At 39.5% G+C, this 20,089-nt stretch carries 21 protein-coding genes and 2 tRNA genes; 14 read left to right on the forward strand and 9 right to left on the reverse strand.

The annotated features are described in order from the left end of the window. The first annotated feature begins 505 nt into the window (after positions 1-505). The 5 genes from glnA (at position 506) to NQU59_RS09030 (ending at position 5,459) form a co-directional block, all read left to right on the forward strand. Positions 506-1,921 (forward strand): type I glutamate--ammonia ligase, encoded by a 1,416-nt coding sequence (gene glnA / locus NQU59_RS09010; protein ID WP_171057879.1) that lies wholly within the window; start codon positions 506-508, stop codon positions 1,919-1,921. A gap of 391 nt (positions 1,922-2,312) precedes the next feature. Next, a complete protein-coding gene (locus NQU59_RS09015) occupies positions 2,313-2,804 on the forward strand; it encodes a chorismate--pyruvate lyase family protein (protein ID WP_026040203.1) in 492 nt (163 codons plus the stop codon). Positions 2,805-2,819: 15 nt separating this feature from the next. Further along, entirely contained in the window at positions 2,820-3,686 is an 867-nt protein-coding gene (gene ubiA, locus NQU59_RS09020) for a 4-hydroxybenzoate octaprenyltransferase (protein ID WP_257066030.1), read from the forward strand. 123 nt (positions 3,687-3,809) lie between these two features. Then, the gene (locus NQU59_RS09025) at positions 3,810-5,147 is read left to right on the forward strand and encodes a lipase family protein (protein WP_005243245.1); all 1,338 of its coding nucleotides are present in this window, start codon (positions 3,810-3,812) and stop codon (positions 5,145-5,147) included. Between the two features lie 105 nt (positions 5,148-5,252). Further along, positions 5,253-5,459, forward strand: a complete 207-nt coding sequence (locus NQU59_RS09030) for a hypothetical protein (protein WP_026040204.1) — start codon at positions 5,253-5,255, stop codon at positions 5,457-5,459. Positions 5,460-5,478: 19 nt separating this feature from the next. Here NQU59_RS09030 and NQU59_RS09035 read toward each other — a convergent pair whose 3' ends face one another. The 4 genes from NQU59_RS09035 to NQU59_RS09050 form a co-directional block, all read right to left on the reverse strand. Further along, positions 5,479-5,919 carry a DUF2726 domain-containing protein gene (locus NQU59_RS09035; RefSeq protein WP_026040205.1) on the reverse strand — a complete coding sequence of 147 codons (441 nt, stop codon included), beginning with the start codon at positions 5,917-5,919 and terminating at the stop codon, positions 5,479-5,481. A gap of 58 nt (positions 5,920-5,977) precedes the next feature. Next, positions 5,978-6,053, reverse strand: a tRNA-Asn gene (locus NQU59_RS09040). A gap of 85 nt (positions 6,054-6,138) precedes the next feature. Further along, the gene (locus tag NQU59_RS09045) at positions 6,139-6,447 is read right to left on the reverse strand and encodes a hypothetical protein (protein WP_257066036.1); all 309 of its coding nucleotides are present in this window, start codon (positions 6,445-6,447) and stop codon (positions 6,139-6,141) included. 181 nt (positions 6,448-6,628) lie between these two features. Further along, positions 6,629-6,704 (reverse strand) — tRNA-Asn (locus tag NQU59_RS09050). 236 nt (positions 6,705-6,940) lie between these two features. Here NQU59_RS09050 and NQU59_RS09055 point away from each other — a divergent pair. Beyond that, positions 6,941-7,372: a hypothetical protein gene (locus NQU59_RS09055; protein ID WP_257066235.1), complete on the forward strand. Its 432-nt coding sequence runs from the start codon at positions 6,941-6,943 to the stop codon at positions 7,370-7,372. 37 nt (positions 7,373-7,409) lie between these two features. Here NQU59_RS09055 and NQU59_RS09060 read toward each other — a convergent pair whose 3' ends face one another. Next, on the reverse strand, positions 7,410-7,847 hold the full coding sequence (locus NQU59_RS09060; RefSeq protein WP_043971824.1) for a PaaI family thioesterase: 438 nt from the start codon (positions 7,845-7,847) through the stop codon (positions 7,410-7,412). Positions 7,848-8,029: 182 nt separating this feature from the next. Here NQU59_RS09060 and NQU59_RS09065 point away from each other — a divergent pair, with 182 nt between their 5' ends. Continuing rightward, the gene (locus tag NQU59_RS09065) at positions 8,030-8,449 is read left to right on the forward strand and encodes a GFA family protein (RefSeq protein WP_043971827.1); all 420 of its coding nucleotides are present in this window, start codon (positions 8,030-8,032) and stop codon (positions 8,447-8,449) included. A 68-nt stretch (positions 8,450-8,517) separates the two neighbouring features. Here NQU59_RS09065 and NQU59_RS09070 read toward each other — a convergent pair whose 3' ends face one another. Next, positions 8,518-9,753: a pyridoxal phosphate-dependent aminotransferase gene (locus NQU59_RS09070; protein WP_005243238.1), complete on the reverse strand. Its 1,236-nt coding sequence runs from the start codon at positions 9,751-9,753 to the stop codon at positions 8,518-8,520. A gap of 216 nt (positions 9,754-9,969) precedes the next feature. On the opposite strand from NQU59_RS09070, the gene NQU59_RS09075 reads away from it, so the two are divergent. Then, a complete protein-coding gene (locus tag NQU59_RS09075; RefSeq protein ID WP_016540500.1) occupies positions 9,970-10,149 on the forward strand; it encodes a hypothetical protein in 180 nt (59 codons plus the stop codon). 36 nt (positions 10,150-10,185) lie between these two features. Here NQU59_RS09075 and NQU59_RS09080 read toward each other — a convergent pair whose 3' ends face one another. Both NQU59_RS09080 and NQU59_RS09085 read right to left on the reverse strand, forming a co-directional pair. After that, complete coding sequence (locus tag NQU59_RS09080; RefSeq protein ID WP_257066049.1) at positions 10,186-10,983, reverse strand: A1S_2505 family phage non-structural protein; 798 nt, start codon at positions 10,981-10,983, stop codon at positions 10,186-10,188. 171 nt (positions 10,984-11,154) lie between these two features. After that, the gene (locus NQU59_RS09085) at positions 11,155-12,306 is read right to left on the reverse strand and encodes a GGDEF domain-containing protein (RefSeq protein ID WP_257066051.1); all 1,152 of its coding nucleotides are present in this window, start codon (positions 12,304-12,306) and stop codon (positions 11,155-11,157) included. 245 nt (positions 12,307-12,551) lie between these two features. Between NQU59_RS09085 and uvrB the strand changes: the two genes are divergently transcribed. From uvrB to rarD, 3 genes are all read left to right on the forward strand, one after another. Further along, entirely contained in the window at positions 12,552-14,576 is a 2,025-nt protein-coding gene (gene uvrB, locus NQU59_RS09090; protein ID WP_043971833.1) for an excinuclease ABC subunit UvrB, read from the forward strand. Positions 14,577-14,696: 120 nt separating this feature from the next. Further along, positions 14,697-15,281: a lipocalin family protein gene (locus NQU59_RS09095; protein ID WP_005243233.1), complete on the forward strand. Its 585-nt coding sequence runs from the start codon at positions 14,697-14,699 to the stop codon at positions 15,279-15,281. Between the two features lie 102 nt (positions 15,282-15,383). Then, a complete protein-coding gene (gene rarD / locus NQU59_RS09100) occupies positions 15,384-16,322 on the forward strand; it encodes an EamA family transporter RarD (protein WP_257066062.1) in 939 nt (312 codons plus the stop codon). 24 nt (positions 16,323-16,346) lie between these two features. Here rarD and NQU59_RS09105 read toward each other — a convergent pair whose 3' ends face one another. After that, positions 16,347-16,592, reverse strand: coding sequence for a hypothetical protein (locus NQU59_RS09105; RefSeq protein ID WP_010590098.1), 246 nt, complete (start codon positions 16,590-16,592; stop codon positions 16,347-16,349). A gap of 392 nt (positions 16,593-16,984) precedes the next feature. Here NQU59_RS09105 and NQU59_RS09110 point away from each other — a divergent pair, with 392 nt between their 5' ends. The 3 genes from NQU59_RS09110 (at position 16,985) to NQU59_RS09120 (ending at position 20,003) form a co-directional block, all read left to right on the forward strand. Beyond that, entirely contained in the window at positions 16,985-18,442 is a 1,458-nt protein-coding gene (locus NQU59_RS09110; protein WP_005272197.1) for a glyceraldehyde-3-phosphate dehydrogenase, read from the forward strand. A gap of 137 nt (positions 18,443-18,579) precedes the next feature. Continuing rightward, positions 18,580-19,323 carry a hypothetical protein gene (locus NQU59_RS09115; protein ID WP_043971841.1) on the forward strand — a complete coding sequence of 248 codons (744 nt, stop codon included), beginning with the start codon at positions 18,580-18,582 and terminating at the stop codon, positions 19,321-19,323. Beyond that, on the forward strand, positions 19,323-20,003 hold the full coding sequence (locus NQU59_RS09120; RefSeq protein WP_005243227.1) for a hypothetical protein: 681 nt from the start codon (positions 19,323-19,325) through the stop codon (positions 20,001-20,003). Before NQU59_RS09115 ends, NQU59_RS09120 begins: the two co-directional genes overlap by 1 nt. Positions 20,004-20,089 lie beyond the last annotated feature (86 nt).

Below are 20,089 nucleotides of genomic sequence, written 5' to 3' on the forward strand. Positions count from 1 at the left end.
CGAATAATCATAGCAAAAACAAATAGCCAATGTTGAATATTTCGGAAATCTCAGCACTTAAATAAAGGGCCAATTTTGTTTGTAGAAATGAGCTGCTAATCGATAATAAATTTTTGTAATTGAAAGGCTTGAGAAATAAAACTGAAAGTGAATCGAAAGTCTAAATGAATTGATTGGAATGATGTTGAAAAGAATGATATAAAAAGCCAATTTACGCGAATAATAAAAGCGTAATTGGCACTACATTGGTTCTTTGTTATATGTATTGCACTATTTTGGTTCATTATGTCTTTTTTGGGGACGCGCTAAAATAGGAATGTTTAAATATGGTGCATTTTTAAATGCAGACATTATAGTAGGCATAGGGCAGGGAACCTAAAGCATTTTTTCTGCAAAGAATTTCAATGTTTTAGGTATGCTTTTAAATTGTTGGTATGATAATTGCTAATTATACATCAACAACTAACACGCACTTAACAAGTGCATAAAAACTTCATTGGAGCAAATGAGCATGGCGAACAAGGTCCTTCAACTCATCAAAGAAAGTGGCGCAAAATGGGTCGATTTTCGCTTTACTGATACTAAGGGTAAAGAACAGCACGTAACTTACCCAGCTGATACCATTGATGAAGATACATTTGAAGACGGTAAAATGTTTGATGGTTCTTCAATTGCTGGTTGGAAAGGCATTGAAGCTTCTGACATGATCTTACGTCCAGATGCTGAAACAGGTTTTCTTGACCCGTTCTTTGCTGAGCCTACAGTTGTTGTAACTTGTGACGTCATCGAGCCTTCAACTGGTCAAGGTTACGAGCGTGACCCACGTTCGATTGCTCGTCGTGCTGAAGAATATTTAAAATCTACAGGTATCGGTGATACAGCATTCTTTGGTCCAGAACCAGAATTCTTCGTTTTCGACGAAGTAAAATGGGACATCGATATGTCTGGCGCGCGCCACACATTGATCGCTGAAGAAGCTGCTTGGTCTACAGGTAAAGACTATGAAGCAGGTAACTCAGGTCACCGTCCACGTGTTAAAGGTGGTTACTTCCCAGTTCCTCCAGTTGACTCTCATCAAGACATGCGTGCTGAAATGTGTGCACGTATCGAAGACATCATGGGGCCTGGTCGCGTAGAAGTACATCACCATGAAGTTGCATCTTGCCAATTAGAAATTGGTGTGAGCTTCAATACTTTGGTTCGTAAAGCGGACGAAGTTCAACAGTTCAAATATGCAGTTTGGAACGTTGCTCACCAATATGGTAAAACAGCAACATTCATGCCTAAGCCAATGGTGGGTGATAACGGTTCTGGTATGCACGTTCACATGTCAATCTCTAAAGATGGCAAGAACTTGTTTGCTGGTGATGAATATGCTGGTTTATCAGAAATGGCATTATTCTTCATCGGTGGTGTAATCAAGCATGCGCGTGCGTTGAATGCGATTACCAACCCAGGTACAAACTCTTATAAGCGTTTGGTTCCACACTACGAAGCGCCGATTATGCTTGCTTACTCAGCACGTAACCGTTCTGCTTCTATCCGTATTCCTTACGTTTCTAGCCCTAAAGGCAAGCGTATCGAAGCACGTTTCCCTGATCCATTAATGAACCCGTACTTAGGTTTTGCGGCATTGTTGATGGCTGGTCTTGATGGTATCCAAAACAAGATCCACCCAGGTGAAGCTGCTGACAAGAACTTGTATGATCTTCCTCCTGAAGAAGAAGCAAAAATCCCAACAGTTGCTCACAACTTGGAAATGGCGATTGCTGCACTTGAAGCGGATCATGAGTTCCTGTTGAAAGGTGGTGTATTCACTAAAGAAATGCTTGATGCATATATCGAACTTAAAACTGAAGATGTACGTCGTCTTAACACGACAACTCACCCAGTTGAATTTGATATGTACTACAGCCTGTAATATATCCAATTCCAAAAAGCTCGCTTCGGCGAGCTTTTTTTATGTTTTTGATTCAATTGAAAGTCATACGTTTTTCTTAAGAAATTCATGTACACTCATAGGGTCTGCTGGCACTTCACAGATGCTTGCGACAGAGGACATTTTTTAGATGTTACAAGGCGGGTCGTATGAAATTTAGTGCTTCTAAATGAATACGGGCTAACGTAGTAACATCAAAAAATGACCCTGTCCCGAAGGGTTATGTCTAAAACTTCCCCAAACTTCGTTATGAAACTTGACAAGGGTATCGCCATTGTCTACGTTCCATGCCTTGTTTGTGTGGTTTTAGCCTATAACGCAATGCATGGCTGAAGTATCAGCAGACCCTAATGATGTTTTTAGTGAGCCAAGCATGCGAAATTTACGACCAAACAGAATTAAGGGACGAGAGATCCCAGCTGAATTGAAAAAATGGTTGTATGCATCAGGCTCTCTCACTCAACAGTTGACTGATTTGGGTGAAGGGGAGTTTCATGTCGAACGCCTTAAAGAGCATTTCCAGCGACTCACTTTTAATGACAGCCAGTGGATGCAGATGCCGACACATCATATTGCCTGGGTACGTGAAACCAATTTATATGGCAGTGAAACAGAAGCTTGGGTTAAAGCAAAAAGTATCTTTCCAATTTTAAGCTTACATAAGAAAGCACGGATATTTAGACATATCCGTAATAAGCCTATTGGCTGGTTTTTATTTCAACGAACGACTCCTGCCTGCGAAAGACGGGTGATTTATCTAGAAGAAGGTTGGACCAGACAAAGTTGTTATACTTGGCATGGTTGCAAATTTATTGTGCAAGAAACCTTTCTTCCCGCATTTGAACAGTTTATTCGACAGCATTGACTCTAAGGATTCATCATGGAAACAGTGCAACACACAACATGGCGGCAACGTTTAGAAGCGTATTATTATTTATGCCGCTTTGATAAACCGATTGGTACAGAACTGGTTTTTTGGCCAACCATGTGGGCGTTATGGATTGCTGCGGGTGGTTTACCACCGTTGCAGATTTTAATCGCCATGGTCTTAGGTACTATTTTTATGCGTGCGGCGGGTTGTGCGATTAATGACTTCGCAGATCGCAAAGTAGATGCGCATGTGGAACGAACTAAAACACGTCCATTAGCGACAGGAGTGATTCGTCCACGCGAAGCGGTTTATGTTTTTTTGGGTTTGGTTGCTGCTAGTGCCTGTACCTTGTTTTTTCTCCCTATTGCGACCTTTTATTGCGCTTTAGCGGGGTTGGTACTGGCGTTTATTTATCCCTTTATGAAACGATATACTCACTTGCCACAAGTAGTCCTGGGTATGGCATTTTCATGGGGGATTCCAATGTCATTTACGGCAATGGGGAAACCTCTAGATTTAACCTGTTGGCTTTTATATTTCGGCAATTTGGCATGGACAGTGGCTTATGATACCCAGTATGCAATTACCGATCGCGAATATGATTTGAAGATTGGGGTGAAATCAACAGCGATTCTGTTTGGTCGTTATGATATCCAGATTATTGGTTTACTACAGATTCTAAGCTTACTACTTATTGGTGGTGCTTTGTATCAGGAAAATTTATTACTTCCATTTGGATTGGTCGCATTGTTGATGGTTGCGGCAGACTTTGCCTATCAAGCTTTTAAAATCAAAGATCGGGATCCACAACTCTGTTTTTGGGCATTTCGGCATAATCGTTGGGTCGGACTGATTATTTTTATTGGAATTTTTTAGAATTCATATTTTAAATTGACTGAATAGTTGAAAAGTGTCCTATGCAGGGCACTTTTTTTGTGCATTAATAATGTGGCATGTAGTTTCATGCTTTAAATAAAACAAGGACTAAAAGGATATTTTATGAAACGGTCTAAAATTGCATTGGCAATAACATTCTCTATTTCGGCTTTATTTTTAACCGCATGTAATGACAATGACGATAATTATACTGGGGTAGACTCGGATAAAACCTATCTGTCTGAAGCAGCTTATTCCAAGGATAAGGTAGATAATGCTGCATCAATCAAAATCATGACGTATAACATGGTCAATGTTCAAGGTCGCACTGCCAAAGCCACTGCTTTGGTGATGTTCCCTAAAATTGCCCAACCTGAGGATGGTTACCGAGTAGTTGTTTGGGAGCATGGTACCGTTGGTGTAGGGGATAGCTGTGCACCCAGTAATAATGTAGTGAATCCACGCTTTAGAATTCTTGCGGATAGTTTATTGGCAGCAGGCTATGTGGTGATTGCACCTGATTATGAGGGCCTAGGTACACCAGGAATTCATCCATATCTAAACTTGGGCAGTGAGGCGAAGTCTGCGATTGCAGCAGTTAAAGCAGCAAAAGATCATTACGGAACAAAGCTTAATGGACAGTGGATGTCGATTGGTCAATCGCAAGGTGGTCAGGCTTCTTTAGGCACAGCAGAATATGCAAATGCTGATGTAACTTATAGAGGTGCTGTTGCTGGTGCGCCAGCATCCAGTCTGGGTAAAATTATTCTAGAAGTTGCACCAACAGCTTTAGCAGACATAGAGGCAAAAGAGATAGCAGCGGGTGTACCTTTAGCAAACCGTATATCTGTGGATTCCTATGCAACGCTACTTGCCTATGCAGCATTGACAGGAGTTGGTATCAAAGCCTATGAACCACGATTTAATTATCGTGACATTTTTCAAGAAAGAGCTAAATCCCTCGCTGAGTTTGCAGAAGGTACAACTGGCGAAAATGGACTGTGTTTGGATGATGGAAATGATCCAAGTTTAAGTCTGATTGAGAAGTTTAAAACGGATATCATTCAATTTATGACGGTTAATCCTGATAAGAAGGTTATGGATTATCCTGGATTAGATACCAATAACTTCAAGAATAATCAAACTGTTCAGAAGTTCTTGGTGGATAATCAACCTGGAACCAAGCGAATCGATAAGCCTGTATATATTGTTCAAGGAACAGCTGATACAAATGTTCCATTCCCTGTAACTCAGGGATTAGTTGCTAATTTAAAGGCTCTGGGATCAGCAAGTGTAACACTTGATCCTGTCCTGAATGCAACGCATACACAAGCGATTGTGTGTAGAAATTTGCAAGTGTATAACTTTGTTCAAGCGCAGATGCCTGCAAAGACCAATATAGTGGTTGATCCGACCAAAATTGATGCTAGTCAAAGCGCGCAGTGTACTGGTAAATTCTAATAATTGCTAGAAATAAGCTTTAAGCAAAGAGCCTCTTTATAGCGGCTCTTTTTTGTTATATTGTTACGCATCTTGAAATTGATGTCGTTTGAGTTTGAAGTACGTATGAGTCAGCAACCTGTTGAAAAAAGATCTGTTCCTTGGTTATTGATGGGGTTGGGATTATTGATTCCAATTTTTATTGTGGGGATGGCTTTTCTTGCGGCACGAAGCGATGCACAAACCAAGAAAAAATATGATCAGCAACATGCTGAAATCGCAAAAAAGTTTGAACAACAAAAACAAGCTGAACCAACCACTCAGGCTGAATAATTCCTCTGAGGACGATTTATTATCGAATATCCATCTGTAACTGTTTTACAGATGGAATTTGTGTATAGCGCTGTACCAAATAGCCTGCTTCTTGCAGCATCTGATCGCGTTTTTTATCTTCTAACTCTTTTCCGATATGGCTTGGGTCATCTAACTCAATAATCGCCAGCACTTGCATTTCCTGATCCAAAATCACAAAGTCAGTTACTTTACGATTAAATTTACTGCGGATTTTATAATGATCACTGGTAATCAATGCACTAAAGGCAACTTGTGCAAGTACGTGGTGTTGTGGAAAGGCTTGTTGTAACCGGATAAACATTCGTGATTCGAATGAAGTAATGACGGGACGAGCGAAGAACTTTTGTTTTGGAAAGAAAGGGCGTAGGCAGCTAAACAGCAGTAAAGCTGTACTAATGAAGCCTATGGTAAGAAAGAGGAGATGGTTAGATTGAAACATATGCTTATCAAAGGGCGAATAAAAAAACCCACTCAATAGAGTGGGTTTTTTAGAATCTTGGCTCTCCCACCTGGGCTCGAACCAGGGACCTGCGGATTAACAGTCCGTCGCTCTACCGACTGAGCTATGGGAGAATCTGGAGCGAATTTTAGGGGGTAAATGAAAGTCCGTCAAGTAAAATGAGTATAAATAATAATCGCTTAACTAAAATATTAGGTATTAACGTGCAACTTGGTTGCATTGCGCCAATTCAGGCGATTGGGCATTCCAGATGGCACCTGCCGAGTTTTTATAATAACTAATCTTACCGATACGTAATACTAGGCTTTGACAGGAGTCTAAGGAGAGAGAATTGCCCCAAGGGCCAGACATTGTGCAAACTGCTCCATTACACTTCCACACGACATTGGGTCCATTCTCAATTGGGACAGTCACAGTACCTTTATAAGAAGAACCTGCATACCAAGTGGTTTGAGTGGCCATTGCTGGGCTGCATAGGAATATCAGACAGAATATAAACTTTTTCATTATGTGTTTTCCTTAACATCATCGTTAAATTTTATTTTCTATTAAAAATAGAGAGAAGGATAAAATATATACCATATTCAACATGAAAATGAATAAATGAATCGTAGTTATAAAGATGGAAAAGAGTTTTATGCTGATAAAATAAAAAGCCCTGATCAATGATCAGGGCTTTTTAGAATCTTGGCTCTCCCACCTGGGCTCGAACCAGGGACCTGCGGATTAACAGTCCGTCGCTCTACCGACTGAGCTATGGGAGAATCTGAGTGCCATTATAGGTGGGTTTTAAAATTGGTCAAGATAAAAATGTCATGTTTCCTTCATTTTTGCATCGTATGCTTTTTATTTGCACAATTGCGATAAAGTAGCAAAAATAACTTGAACTTTGAACGGGCTATTGCTAGATTCGAATGAGAAAGAACGTTTAGATATTCATCTAAACAGTGTGGATTTAACCCTACTTGCCAGCACTAAAATGGCTAAACTGGAGGTCGAAATGACTATTCTAAATATTCAGTCTATTTTTTCAAATTTTTCTTTTTATCAACAACACTACCTCGAAATTATTCAAGATCCTGAGCAATATTACACGCCTGTTGAACATGCTTTGCTCAATACCTTTCCATTTAAACAGCAGGCCTTGTATCTGGGCGATTTGTTGCAGTTATGGTTTGGCAACAAATGGAAAATTCAAACAGCTAAAGACCTCTTGCTACAAAAGAGTGCTGCGAATATTGATGAACAAACACCTTTGTATTTGTTTCAGTTAGGCGGTGAGCTTTTTTTAGGCGCAAATACTGCGCTTGCTTGGTCTGTGGCAGAGCAAAAGATTGTCTCAGTACAAGTAAAAAGCATTTGGCAATATGCAGTATTTAGCCACTTATGTATTCGACCGAAAAAGTTTCATGTGAATAAAGCAATTGCATAGGGCTATGGTGAATAGCCCATATCTATCCTTAGAGTTTTTATGGGCGAATGATCATGCAGGTTGCGGTTGCATGGGCATAAAGCTTGCCATCTGCATCGACAATCTTGCCTTCAGAGATGCCTAAATTTTTACTGATATTAATGATATTGCCTGTTGCAATTAACTTTTGATTTTTAGGGATAGGCCGACACATTTTAATATTCAGGTCAATTGTGCCATAACCAACGCCTGCTTCTAAAAGTGTATGAACTGCACAACCTGTTACTGAGTCGAGTACCGTTGCAGCAAAACCACCGTGTACGCCCCCGAGAGGGTTAAGGTGACGTTGATCTGCCTGTACCTCAAATTTGATATAGCCCTCAGCAACTTCAACTGGTTGCATGGGAATCGTTTCACTAATACTGGCTGGTGGAATTTGCCCTGCACGCATTGCGGTTAGAAATTCTAGTCCGTTCATTTCTTTTGGGTGTTTCATCTTTTTTTCCTGAATAGTTCTAAAAAGGAACTTATTCATAACCTAGTCTTTCTATTACAGGCTGTCAATACAGTTCATCGCTGAAGAGTAAGTTTTACAAATTATTGATTGCGCGATGCTTGCTTTGTTTTATGCTAACGATAATTCATCAATAACAATTTTGAATAACAGGTAAATTTATAATGAAAGGACAGTGTGTGTGTGGCGAAACCACATTTGAAGTTGAATTAAGTAATCATGATGTACATGCCTGTCACTGTTCAATCTGTCGTCGACAGACCAGTGGTGTGATTATGACCATTGATGTGAAACAGGGCAGCTTAAAATTTTTAAAACAAGACCATCTCTCTGTTTATAATTCATCGGCTTGGGGGGAGCGAGGTTTCTGTAATGCTTGTGGTACCAATTTATTTTGGCGGACTAAAGATCAGAATTATTGCAATATCAACGCCTTTGCATTGAATGATTCACCGCAAGATTTGAATCTTGATCTGGAAATCTATATTGACTGCAAACCTGAGTTTTATGCATTCCAGAACTCAACCAAGAAAATGACTGAAGCTGAGGTGGTTGCGCTCTTTAGTGGTGAATCTGCTGAGTAAGATTCCGACTTTCTATTAGACATAAAAAAGAAGCTTCATAAAGAAGCTTCTTTTTATTGCGGCAAAAATTATTTTGCAGCTTTTTCTGCTTGGATAGATGCAATTGCGGCATCAACACCTTCAATTGAATCGGCCGCTTTTTTGATACGTGCTAAAGCATCAACTAATACTTCATCAGCAGTTGCATAAGAGATACGCATAAATCCACCTAAACCAAACGCATCACCCGGAACAACAGCAACACCAGTTTCTTCCAGTAACCATTCAGAGAATTCTGTGCAAGATTTTAAGCCTTTGGCACGAATTAACGGGCGAATGTTTGCATAAGCATAAAACGCCCCATCAGCAGGTAAGCAAGAGATACCTTTGATGTCATTTAAGCCATTCACAACTAGATCATGACGGCGTTTGAACGCTTCAATCATTGGTTGTAAAACGTCTTGTGGACCATTCAATGCCGCTTCAGCCGCAACTTGTGAAATTGAAGTTGGGTTTGAAGTGGATTGAGACTGGATTTTTTTCATGGCGCCAATGATTTTCGCAGGGCCTGCTGCGTAACCAATACGCCAGCCTGTCATGGCATAGGCTTTAGAAACACCATTTAATACGATAGTACGGTCATATAAGTCTGGTGCAACTGTCGCGATGTTGTAGAACTCATCTTCCCAACGGATTGGTTCATACATGTCATCAGATGCAACAAAAACCTGTGGGTGACGGCGTAATACTTCTGCTAAAGCTTCTAATTCAGCTTTGGTATAAATCATACCTGTTGGGTTAGACGGGCTGTTCAGTACCACTAAACGTGTGTTTGGGGTAATCGCCGCTTCTAATTGTTCAGGTGTAATTTTGAAACGTTGTTCTTCACCACATTTCACGATGACTGGTGTACCTTCAGCAATGATCACCATATCTGGATAACTTACCCAGAATGGCGCAGGGATGATCACTTCATCACCTTTGTTTAACAAAGCAAGCGCTAAGTTAAAGAAGCTTTGTTTACCACCGCAAGACACCAAAATTTGGTTGGCTTGATAATCTAAATTATTATCGCGTTTGAGTTTCGCAATAATTGCTTTTTTTAAGCTTGGAGTGCCGTCTACCGCTGTATATTTGGTAAAGCCCTTATTAATTGCTTCAATTGCAGCATCTTTGATGTGTTGAGGGGTATCGAAGTCTGGTTCGCCTGCACCTAAACCAATCACGTTTTTACCCGCAGCTTTAAGCTCAGCAGCTTTGTTGGTAACTGCAAGTGTAGGGGACGGTTTGATAGCATTGACACGATCAGAGAGACGTACGTCCACGGCATTATTCCTTCTTATGGGATTAAAAAATAAAAAAAGCAGGTTATCTTAGCTTAAATAGACTTCTTTGTGGCCGAAACTTGCCTGAATCGCATAAAAAGTTACTAAATTTTAGGCTCTAGAATCATTCTGTTTTTTTACATATTTTATTTTTATCAAAAGCACAAAAATCTATTACAATATGTGGTTAGAAATCTAGATTTCGAGAGAATTTCAATGACTACCCAACAACCTAAAGCCAAAAAGGCTTTAGTGAAATTGCCATTTCCTATGCCATCTGCTCAGGATGACGCTGAAGATGCAACTCATAATCAGGTTCGTCCAAAACCTGAGCAATATGCCGATCGCACTTGGATGCCACCACGCGGCACACGTCGTTCGATGGGTAAGCGTTAATAAAAAAGCCAATCTGTTGATTGGCTTTTTTTCTGATTATTGGCGACGGTTTACAGGATGTTGTATTTGCAACTCGCCACGCCAAAGCTTGAGAAAATCATATTCATCAATGTCATACAATTCCATTAAAGCAATAATTACACTAACAAAGGTCATGGCACCTTCTTCATTGTTATGGAAATTAAAAATCTTGCCATTAAGCTTGCCTAAAATATCATTAATTTCGTGTTCACGACCACGGCCATAACGATCACGTGGATAGAGCTCTTCATTTAACACCACCAGTGCAATGGCTTTTTCTGCTGTGCTTAGATTGGTCTGATCCAGTGCTTCTTGGAAAGATTCATAGCCATGATCAAAATAGAAAATAACCTCATCTGAAATAAAGGCATGTACAGCATCGGCGGTTAGATCTGGAAATTGCGAAACGGCATCATCTTCGATATAGGGACGAAATGATTCTGGGAAAATCACATTACTGTTAATCCCTTTAAATAAAGGCGCTATTTCTGATACTTTATAACCTGCAATCCCGCACCCTAAAGCTGTCAAAAAGTAATTCATTTTGGGGTGATTTTTTGCGTAGATTTTAAAGTCGTCGACATAATGCTCAATTTGGGAGAGGGGCATTTGTTGTAGATGTTCATTTAAGGTAGGAATCGCGAAAGTCTGTCCAGCCCAGCCACGGCCAACACCTCTCACTGCTGCAAAATGTTGGGCTGCGATTCGAGCGGCACCACTGTCATGGATGCCTGCTAAATTACTGCCAAAAACAAAAACAGTGTCTTCAGGGAGTTCCGTAATTATTGTTTCATCATGATATTGGTAAGCCATATTATTATCATTGCAATAGAGTATAAATTCATGTTGCAGTTGATTATGCAAAGGGTCAAGTGCTGTTTGTATTTTTCTTTTATATTTTATTTTAAAGTCGCATTTTGTCTTGACTAGGACTAATCCATTTAAAGGCAGATTAAAATTTGGAGTGACTCATGGGTGAAATGTTTAGATTATTAGATCGAAAGAAATTTGATTGCGCCCATTCTCTTTTGCTTGATAAAGTAAATCATCTGCACGCTGCAACCCTTCTTCAAGTTCATGAAAGTTATGTATTTGCGTGAGGCCATAGCTGGCTGTTATTTTAATTTTACAACTGGTAAATGAGGTCTGTTCAAGTCGTGTCTTGAGTTGTTGTGTTCGAGATAATGCCTCAGTTGCATCTTTGGCAGATATTAAGTAAATAAACTCTTCGCCACCAAAACGTGCCATTAGATCATTTGGTTTTTGCTGTTGTAACATCACTCGACTTACTTTTTGTAAGACTTGATCACCAACATAATGTCCCCATGTGTCATTAATTAATTTAAAGTGGTCAAGATCGAAGCAAACTAAAAAATAACAGTGGTTGCTGAAAGCGAGTTTTTCACTTTTTTCGGAAAAACCTCGACGATTAAGCAATTGTGTTAGAGGATCATGTAGACGTTCATTGTTGAGACGCTGAATTACATCCTTGACTGCACCACCGCTGATTACAATTGCGAATAAAATATTTAAAATAATATTGACTGACATGCCCAATAACCACCATGTTGATGAGGTGAGGATGAAATGGTCTCTATCGATGGTATCTAGAAATATAAAATTGATGATGGCACGACAAAAAGAATAGGAGACATTCAGCAAATAGAAAATCAAAATCCAGCGATCAAATGATTTACTGGTGGATAGCGATTTTAATGCCGCTGGGATTGCAATAAAGCCAATCAATCCTAAGCTGGCATTCAAAATAATTAACCTTAGCCATATTTGCGGATTTACATAGGAAAAATAGGCCAGTGTAATAATGGCAAAGGTTGAGAGTGTTAAAGCAACGTAATGATTGAAACTGGTATTTAGTTTGATAGTAACTGCATATGCACCAAGCCAACTCCCTAATAAATAAAGAATTGCAGTAAATGGAGCAGCAATCGTTAGTTGAGGGTTGCTCATTAGGCATTGTATGAAAAGCGCAATGGAGGGAATTGCATAGGCCAAACCGATCCATAATAAAAAAATCTCAGCTTTAAAAATTAAGCGACAGAATGTAAAGGCCAAACCTATGAAAAATAGGCAGCTGGGAACGATTAATATAAAATATTGTGTGTTAATTGAATTCACAAAGGAAAATAAAGTTCTTGATATTTTTGAAGCGCATAGATTAAGGTGATTTTGTATAAGAATTCAATCTTTTAGTTGAAAATAAAAAATTAGCCGTACTTTGTAAGGTATATAAATATGTGAATTTGAAAATAATTCTTCAAGCTTAAGCTCTACATCTAAAAAGGTATTAAAGTGGCTAAAATAGATTGTAAATTCTACCCAATGACTCCATTAATAGCACATATTCAGAAAAGAGAAGTCCCGTGAGCGAAAACCAACCTTTTGAGTTAGTCACCAATTACCAACCGGCGGGAGATCAGCCTCAGGCGATTGAAAAATTGGTTAGTGGTATTAACCAGGGCTTTCGTAATCAATTACTGCTTGGTGTAACAGGGTCAGGTAAGACCTATACCATGGCCAATGTGATTGCCCAAACGCAACGGCCAACCATTATTATGGCGCACAACAAAACACTTGCGGCACAGTTGTATGGTGAATTTAAAGCCTTTTTCCCAAATAATGCGGTGGAGTATTTCGTCAGTTATTACGATTACTATCAACCTGAGGCATATGTCCCATCCTCAGACACCTTTATTGAAAAGGACTCTGCGATTAATGATCACATCGATCAAATGCGTCTTTCCGCAACGCGCGCTTTATTAGAACGACGTGATGCCATTATTGTGGCTTCAGTGTCGGCAATTTATGGTTTGGGTGATCCAAATGCCTACATGCAAATGCTGTTGCATATTGTACAAGGTGATCGCGTCAGTCGTGATGAGATCATTCGCCGTCTAGTAGAGATGCAATATACCCGTAATGAACTGGAGTTCTTGCGTGGTACCTATCGTATCCGTGGTGAAATCATTGATATTTTCCCAGCTGAATCGGATAAAGATGCGATTCGGGTGGAATTATTTGATGACGAAGTTGATTCGATTCGCTGGTTTGATCCGCTAACAGGAAAGTTGGTGCGTAAAGTGCCACGCGTAACCATCTATCCAAAAAGTCATTATGTGACACCAAAAGATCATTTGACCCGTGCAATTGATACCATCAAAGACGAGTTGAAAGATCAACTGAAGTTTTTTAAAGAACATGACAAGTTATTGGAAGCGCAACGGATTGAGCAGCGTACGCGCTATGATTTAGAGATGATGCAACAATTGGGCTATACCAATGGCATTGAAAACTACTCACGTCATCTTTCTGGTCGTGGAGCTGGTGAAGCGCCACCAACCTTATTTGATTATATCCCTGAAGATGCGTTGTTGATCATTGATGAATCGCATGTGACCGTTCCACAAATTGGAGCGATGTATAAAGGTGACCGTTCGCGTAAAGAAAATTTGGTCAATTATGGTTTCCGTTTACCAAGTGCCTTGGATAACCGTCCAATGAAATTTGAAGAATGGGAGCGGATTGTTCCGACCACTGTTTTCGTCAGCGCAACGCCAGCCCATTATGAACTGGAAAAGTCTGAGCAGATTGTTGAGCAGGTGGTACGTCCAACAGGTTTGATTGATCCTGAAATTGAAGTTCGTCCGGTGCTCACCCAAGTCGATGATGTGCTCTCTGAAATCAATATTCGTAAACAGTTAAATGAACGTGTCCTTGTTACCACCTTGACCAAACGGATGGCTGAGGATTTAACTTCATACCTGAAAGAATATGGTGTCAAAGTCGCTTATCTGCATTCGGATATTGATACGGTTGAGCGCGTCAAGATTATTCACGAATTACGGACAGGCGTGCATGATGTTCTGGTCGGCATTAACTTGCTGCGTGAAGGGTTGGATATGCCAGAAGTTTCTCTGGTTGCCATTCTGGATGCGGATAAAGAAGGTTTCTTGCGTTCTGAACGTTCATTGATTCAAACCATTGGTCGTGCTGCACGTAACGTCAAAGGTAAAGCAATTTTATATGCCGATCGTATTACTGATTCGATGCGTAAAGCGATAGATGAAACTGAGCGCCGGCGTAATAAACAAATTGAATTTAATGAGTTACATGGTATTACCCCACGTAGTGCAGTTCGTCAAACCATCAAGGAAATTGATACAGGTGAAGTACTGACTGATGATGAAATTGATGAAAAAGTGCTTGAACAAGCACAAACTATCAGCGCAGATGAACAGCATCTTTTATCTGATCCAAAACTGTTTGCAAAACACATCGGCAAACTGGAAAAGGAAATGTTGAAAGCCTCGAAAGAGTTACAGTTTGAGCAAGCTGCAAGATTGCGTGATGAGATTGTTCGTCTCAAAGCGCATATGTTGCAGTCTTGATCTAGGTCGGGAATCCTGAAAAGGGATACATATCGCAACAGTTTTTGTTTATAAAGTAAGCTATTTTAAATTGCTAACTATATGACTATTGATAACAAATTACTGTTTTGAGGATGTCTCATGCCTTTTATTAAAAATTTCCCGAAAGCGAGTTGGCGCCTTGCAAAGATTGCCATTGGCGGGGCTGTTTTAACTGGGCTGGCTGTTGGAACGATTGCTTATGCACAAGCAAAACCCTTGCCAACAGTTGACAAAGTAGAACTCGATAAATATTTGGGTGTTTGGTATGAAGTGGCGCGAAAACCGATGTTTTTTGAGCGGAAGTGTGCTTATAACGTCACTGCTACATACACCTTAAATGAAAATGGCAATATTGTTGTTGATAACAAATGTTATGACAGTGAAGGTAATTTACAGCAAAGTCTCGGAGAGGCTTTTGTTGATAATGCTCCCTTTAATACTAAATTACGAGTGAGCTTCTTGCCTGAAGTCGTGCGTTGGGTGCCTGTAATCCGTGGTGATTACTGGATTCTAAAGCTTGATAATGACTATCAAACGGTTCTGGTGGGGGAGCCACGCCGTAAATATTTATGGGTGCTTTCACGCATACCTAATCCTAAAAAAGAAGTGATTCATGAATATTTAAATTATGCTCAATCATTGGGTTATGATATTGCGGATGTTATTTATCCTGAACATCATTAAATCAGTTATACTTGTTGAAAAACCATGCATGCATGGTTTTTTTATTTTATATAGTGGATAAATCACGTACTTTTTAAAATATTCTTCAAGCAGAGGCTGAAAATGATAAAAGGAATTGCTTATTCAATTTTGGCTTCTGTTACTTTTGGCGTTCTCTATTTTTATAGTCAGTTCCTCGGTTCTTTGGATAGTGAGCAGACTTTTGGTTGGCGAATTATTGCCACAATTCCATTTCTGACCCTATTTATGTGGTTAAGTGGTGATTTATCCCTGATCAAAACTGTGTTTAAACGGATTCTTGCCAATCCCAGCTTATTATTACTTTTATTGACCACTTCAGTACTCACTTCAGCTCAGCTCTGGCTATTTCTATGGGCCCCCATGCATGGCAGAGGCCTGCAAGTTTCTTTGGGTTATTTTCTTTTACCCTTAGTTCTGGTGTTGGCAGGGAGTTTTTTATATGGGGAGAAGCTCTCCAGATTCCAGTATGTCGCAGTATTGCTGGCTGTGTTAGGCGTTGGGCATGAAATATGGCGTTTAGGCAGTATTGCTTGGGAAACGGTATTTGTTGCATTGGGGTATGCTGCTTACTTTATTTTGCGTAAAAAGATTCAAACCGATCACTTAGGTGGTTTTTGGTGGGATCTTATGCTGATTTTACCGATTGCGATTTTCTTTACTCAGGCTGGTGAGATGTCATATCTCAAATTCTTGGATCAACCGAGCTTGGTTTTTGTCGTGATCGGATTAGGTTTGTTAAGCGCGATTGGGTTGGGAAGCTATATTCTTGCTAGTCGCTACTTACCTTTAATTATTTTTGGCTTACTCGGCTATTTGGAACCCGTATTGTTAGCCTTGGTTTCGTTATTGCTTGGAGAGAAAATTGGCGCTGATGAATGGTTGACGTATATCCCAATTTGGTTGGCCGTTTTTCTGCTCGTGATTGAGGGGGCGACACATTTATATCAACAAAGACGCCGCAAGCAACATTTGCAATTGAACTTGAAACAATACTCGCAACGTTTGAGTGATGGGGACTAGATTGAGGCGAATCTAGTTTTCTAACTAAATTCCTTTAATCTTTGCATATAAATAATAGCTCAGGTTGATGGTCAGAAACATTAAAATACGCCCATATTCTCGGGGAAGACAGCCTATCTCACCATTACAGTTGAAAAAGGGTTCGCCAATCCAAGAAATAGGAAAATAAACGATATTTGTCAGCCCAAGCCCGATCATTCCAATAAGGCCCATAGAGATTTCACAGGCAAGGGGAATACTAATCAGCAATAACCATGTTTTAAAATTCATTTGCTCTTCATGTTTTTGAATACTAGGTACGACCAAGTTGATACGTTATTTTTGTTTTTATTTCAATAGCTTGTGTAGTGATTCTGGCTTTTAATCTGATTTGGTGAGCATTTTAAACTTAGAGGGTGATTTAGATCATATTTCGCTGAGTACTAAATTTTTTATAAGTAAAATCACTGAATGCATAGGAGAAATTTCAGCTATTCTGATGATTAAAGTCACTTTTACCAAAATTCACAAAAATAATTATAGGTATTTTATGAATTTATAGTCAATTAGGACAAAATCTTAGCTCGTTTAGCGGCTTTTGATTCAATCTTGATGATAATTCTATTACAATAATGGCGTTTTAAAAATTCACGCCCAGTATATATAAATTAGAGGACGTAACTGTGAGCAAAGAAACAATCGTTGCCCTACATGCAGAACACCAAGGTCGTTGGAAAAACCGTGAAGAAATCGCGGAACGTATGATTACCCTCATCGGTCAATTATACCGTGAGAAAAATATTGTTGTTTCTGTTTACGGTCGTTCTTTAATTAACCGTTCAGTAATTCAAATTCTGAAAACGCATCGTCGTACACGTATGCTTGATGTTGAACTTTCTGTGGTAAATACCTTCCCGATTTTGGAAGCGTTAATGAAAGTTGACAATATCGGTTCTGCAGAAGTTGATATCGGTAAGCTTGCTGTTGAATACAAGAACCAAGGCGGTGATGTAGACGCTTTTGTTGCACAAGCGGTTGCTTCAATCAAAGGTAATGCTGCTACTGCTGCACCTAAAGATGTTGTTCTTTACGGTTTTGGTCGTATCGGTCGTATCTTGGCACGTTTAATCATCAGCCAATCAGGTTTGGGCCGTGGTTTAAGCTTGAAAGCAATTGTTGTACGTAAATCTTCTGACGGTGACTTGGCGAAACGTGCTTCTTTATTACGTCGTGATTCGATTCACGGTACTTTCGACGGTACAATTTCTGTTGATGAAGAAAATGAAGCAATCATTGCCAATGGTCAATTCATTAAAGTGATTTATGCATCAAGCCCAAGCGAAGTGGATTACACGGCTTACGGTATTGATAACGCACTTCTTATCGACAACACGGGTAAGTGGCGTGATGCTGAAGGCTTAAGCCAACACTTGAAATGTGCAGGCGTTGCGCGTGTCGTATTAACTGCACCAAGTAAAGGTGAGATGAAGAACGTTGTATTTGGTGTGAACAACGGCGATATCTTGGATGAAGACAAGATCATCTCTGCTGCAAGCTGTACAACCAACGCAATTACACCTGTATTAAAAGTTTTAGATGACAAATACAAAGTATTAAATGGTCATGTTGAAACAGTTCACTCGTTCACAAACGACCAAAACTTGATTGATAACTACCATAAGGCAGACCGTCGTGGTCGTGCTGCAACATTAAACATGGTCATTACTGAAACTGGTGCTGCAAAAGCAGTTGCAAAAGCATTGCCAGGTCTTAAAGGCAAGTTAACAGGTAACTCGGTCCGTGTACCAACTCCAAACGTTTCACTTGCAATCTTGAACTTGAACTTAGAGAAAGAAATTGATCGTGAAGAAGTGAACGAATACATTCGTCAAATCTCGATCAACTCGAAGTTACAAGGTCAAATCGGTTATACCAACTCAACTGAAGTGGTATCAAGTGACTTTATCGGTTCGCGTACTGCGGGCGTGTTTGATGCACAAGCAACTATCGCATCTGGTACGCGTTTAACAGCTTATGTTTGGTACGATAACGAAGTCGGTTACAGCTGCCAAGTATTGCGTATTGCTGAACAAATGTGTGGTGTAAGCTATGCGAAAGTTCCTGCTGAAACAAATGCATAATTTGTTCGCAAAGCGATAACAAAAAGCCCGGTTTTTAACTGGGCTTTTTTATTGACTGTACAGAATATATGCTGAATTAAACATAAAAATCGATAAGAATAGGCGAAAAGGGAAATAATTAATTAAGGAATCGTGCATTGTTGCAGTTCAGACGTTTGTTTGTGATATTTGCTTTAATTGTAGTGGCCAACTTGTGCGGCGTGTATATCGCAATGTGGGTATTTAAGCATTTTAATATTTATATTCCATTGAAGAATCAGGATGTCGCTATTGACTTGCAAGAGCCTTTACAGGTTCGGGTTAAAGTCAAAGATGCACTCAATGTGGATGTGAATGGGCGTGTTGATGCCAAGATACCAATTAATGAACAACTGAATATTCCACTCACTCAAACCCTGAAACCACGTGTCTATTTCGATAATATGGTTCCTATCAGTACCACGATTCCTGTTAAAGAAACCATTAAAGTGAACCAAAGTCTGCCGATAGATACCAAGGTTCAGGTTAAAATTCTAGGTCGTGATGTTACTTTGCCATTGAAAGGCTCGATTCCATTGCAACTGGATGTACCGATTGATATTCAAGTTCCCTTACAGCAAAAAGTTCATTTAAAATTTGATGCGCCTGTTCGTACAGAACTGAAAGAAAACTTGAACATTCCGTTGAAAACACAATTAAATGCCAATATTCCAATTCAAGGTAATTTAAATGTCCCGATTACCTCTGAGCTGAATGCTACTGTGGATGTAAAAAATACCTTACCGGTTAAAATTGCGCAGGGCGAGTTAAAAATTCCATTGTCTACCATGTATCTGGATCGGGTCAAAACTCAACCCGTAGAAGTACAAGCTGCTGAACATAATGTAAAAGTAGGTGAATAATGGATATCACCAAATCGTTTAAAAGCTTGTTGATCAGTTTTGTGATCGTCACCACTTTGGTGGCCATCTTGTTTTGGTTCTATTTGAATATTCAGGCGTCATTGATTGTTTCTGCACAGCAGGCGGATATTCGTTTGCCTGAATCATTAGGAACTAAAATTCAGGTGGGAGATCATTTAAGGGTCAAGTCCGAAGGTCAGCTCAAGACGGTATTGGATATTGATCAAACTTTGCACTTGCCATTAAAAGGCAAGTATTTGGCTGATCTAAGTTTTGAGGTGGAGACACCGATCACGGTCAATATTAACTATGAAACCATGTTGAAAGTGGATGAAGTGATGCCGATCGAGACCAGTACGGATTTGATTTATCAAAATAAATTATTGCCTAAGTTTCCTTTGAGTTTGAATATTCCAGTGAAGTTAGATATTCCATTTCAACTGAAACGAACCTATACCGTTCCTGTAAAAATTGTTTTTGATGGGCCGGTTTATTTTGATTTTGATGAGTCAGTTGATTTAGCTGTGAAGCATCAATTTAAGCCAAGCTTTTATATGAATGATGCAATTAATATGAGCAATATCTCTTCTTTCGATGCGATCATGTATAACTCTGTGCAGCAGACTAAAGCGAATTTAGATATGCAAATGCAGTTACCGTTGAAGAATGTAAGACCGTAATTGAGGAGAAAAAATTCTGCTAGTCTGCTGACTAAAGTCATGAAATTGAATATTGAACAAATAATACATTTAAAAAAACAATTTGC

Source organism: Acinetobacter colistiniresistens (assembly GCF_024582815.1).
Taxonomy (GTDB): Bacteria; Pseudomonadota; Gammaproteobacteria; order Pseudomonadales; family Moraxellaceae; genus Acinetobacter.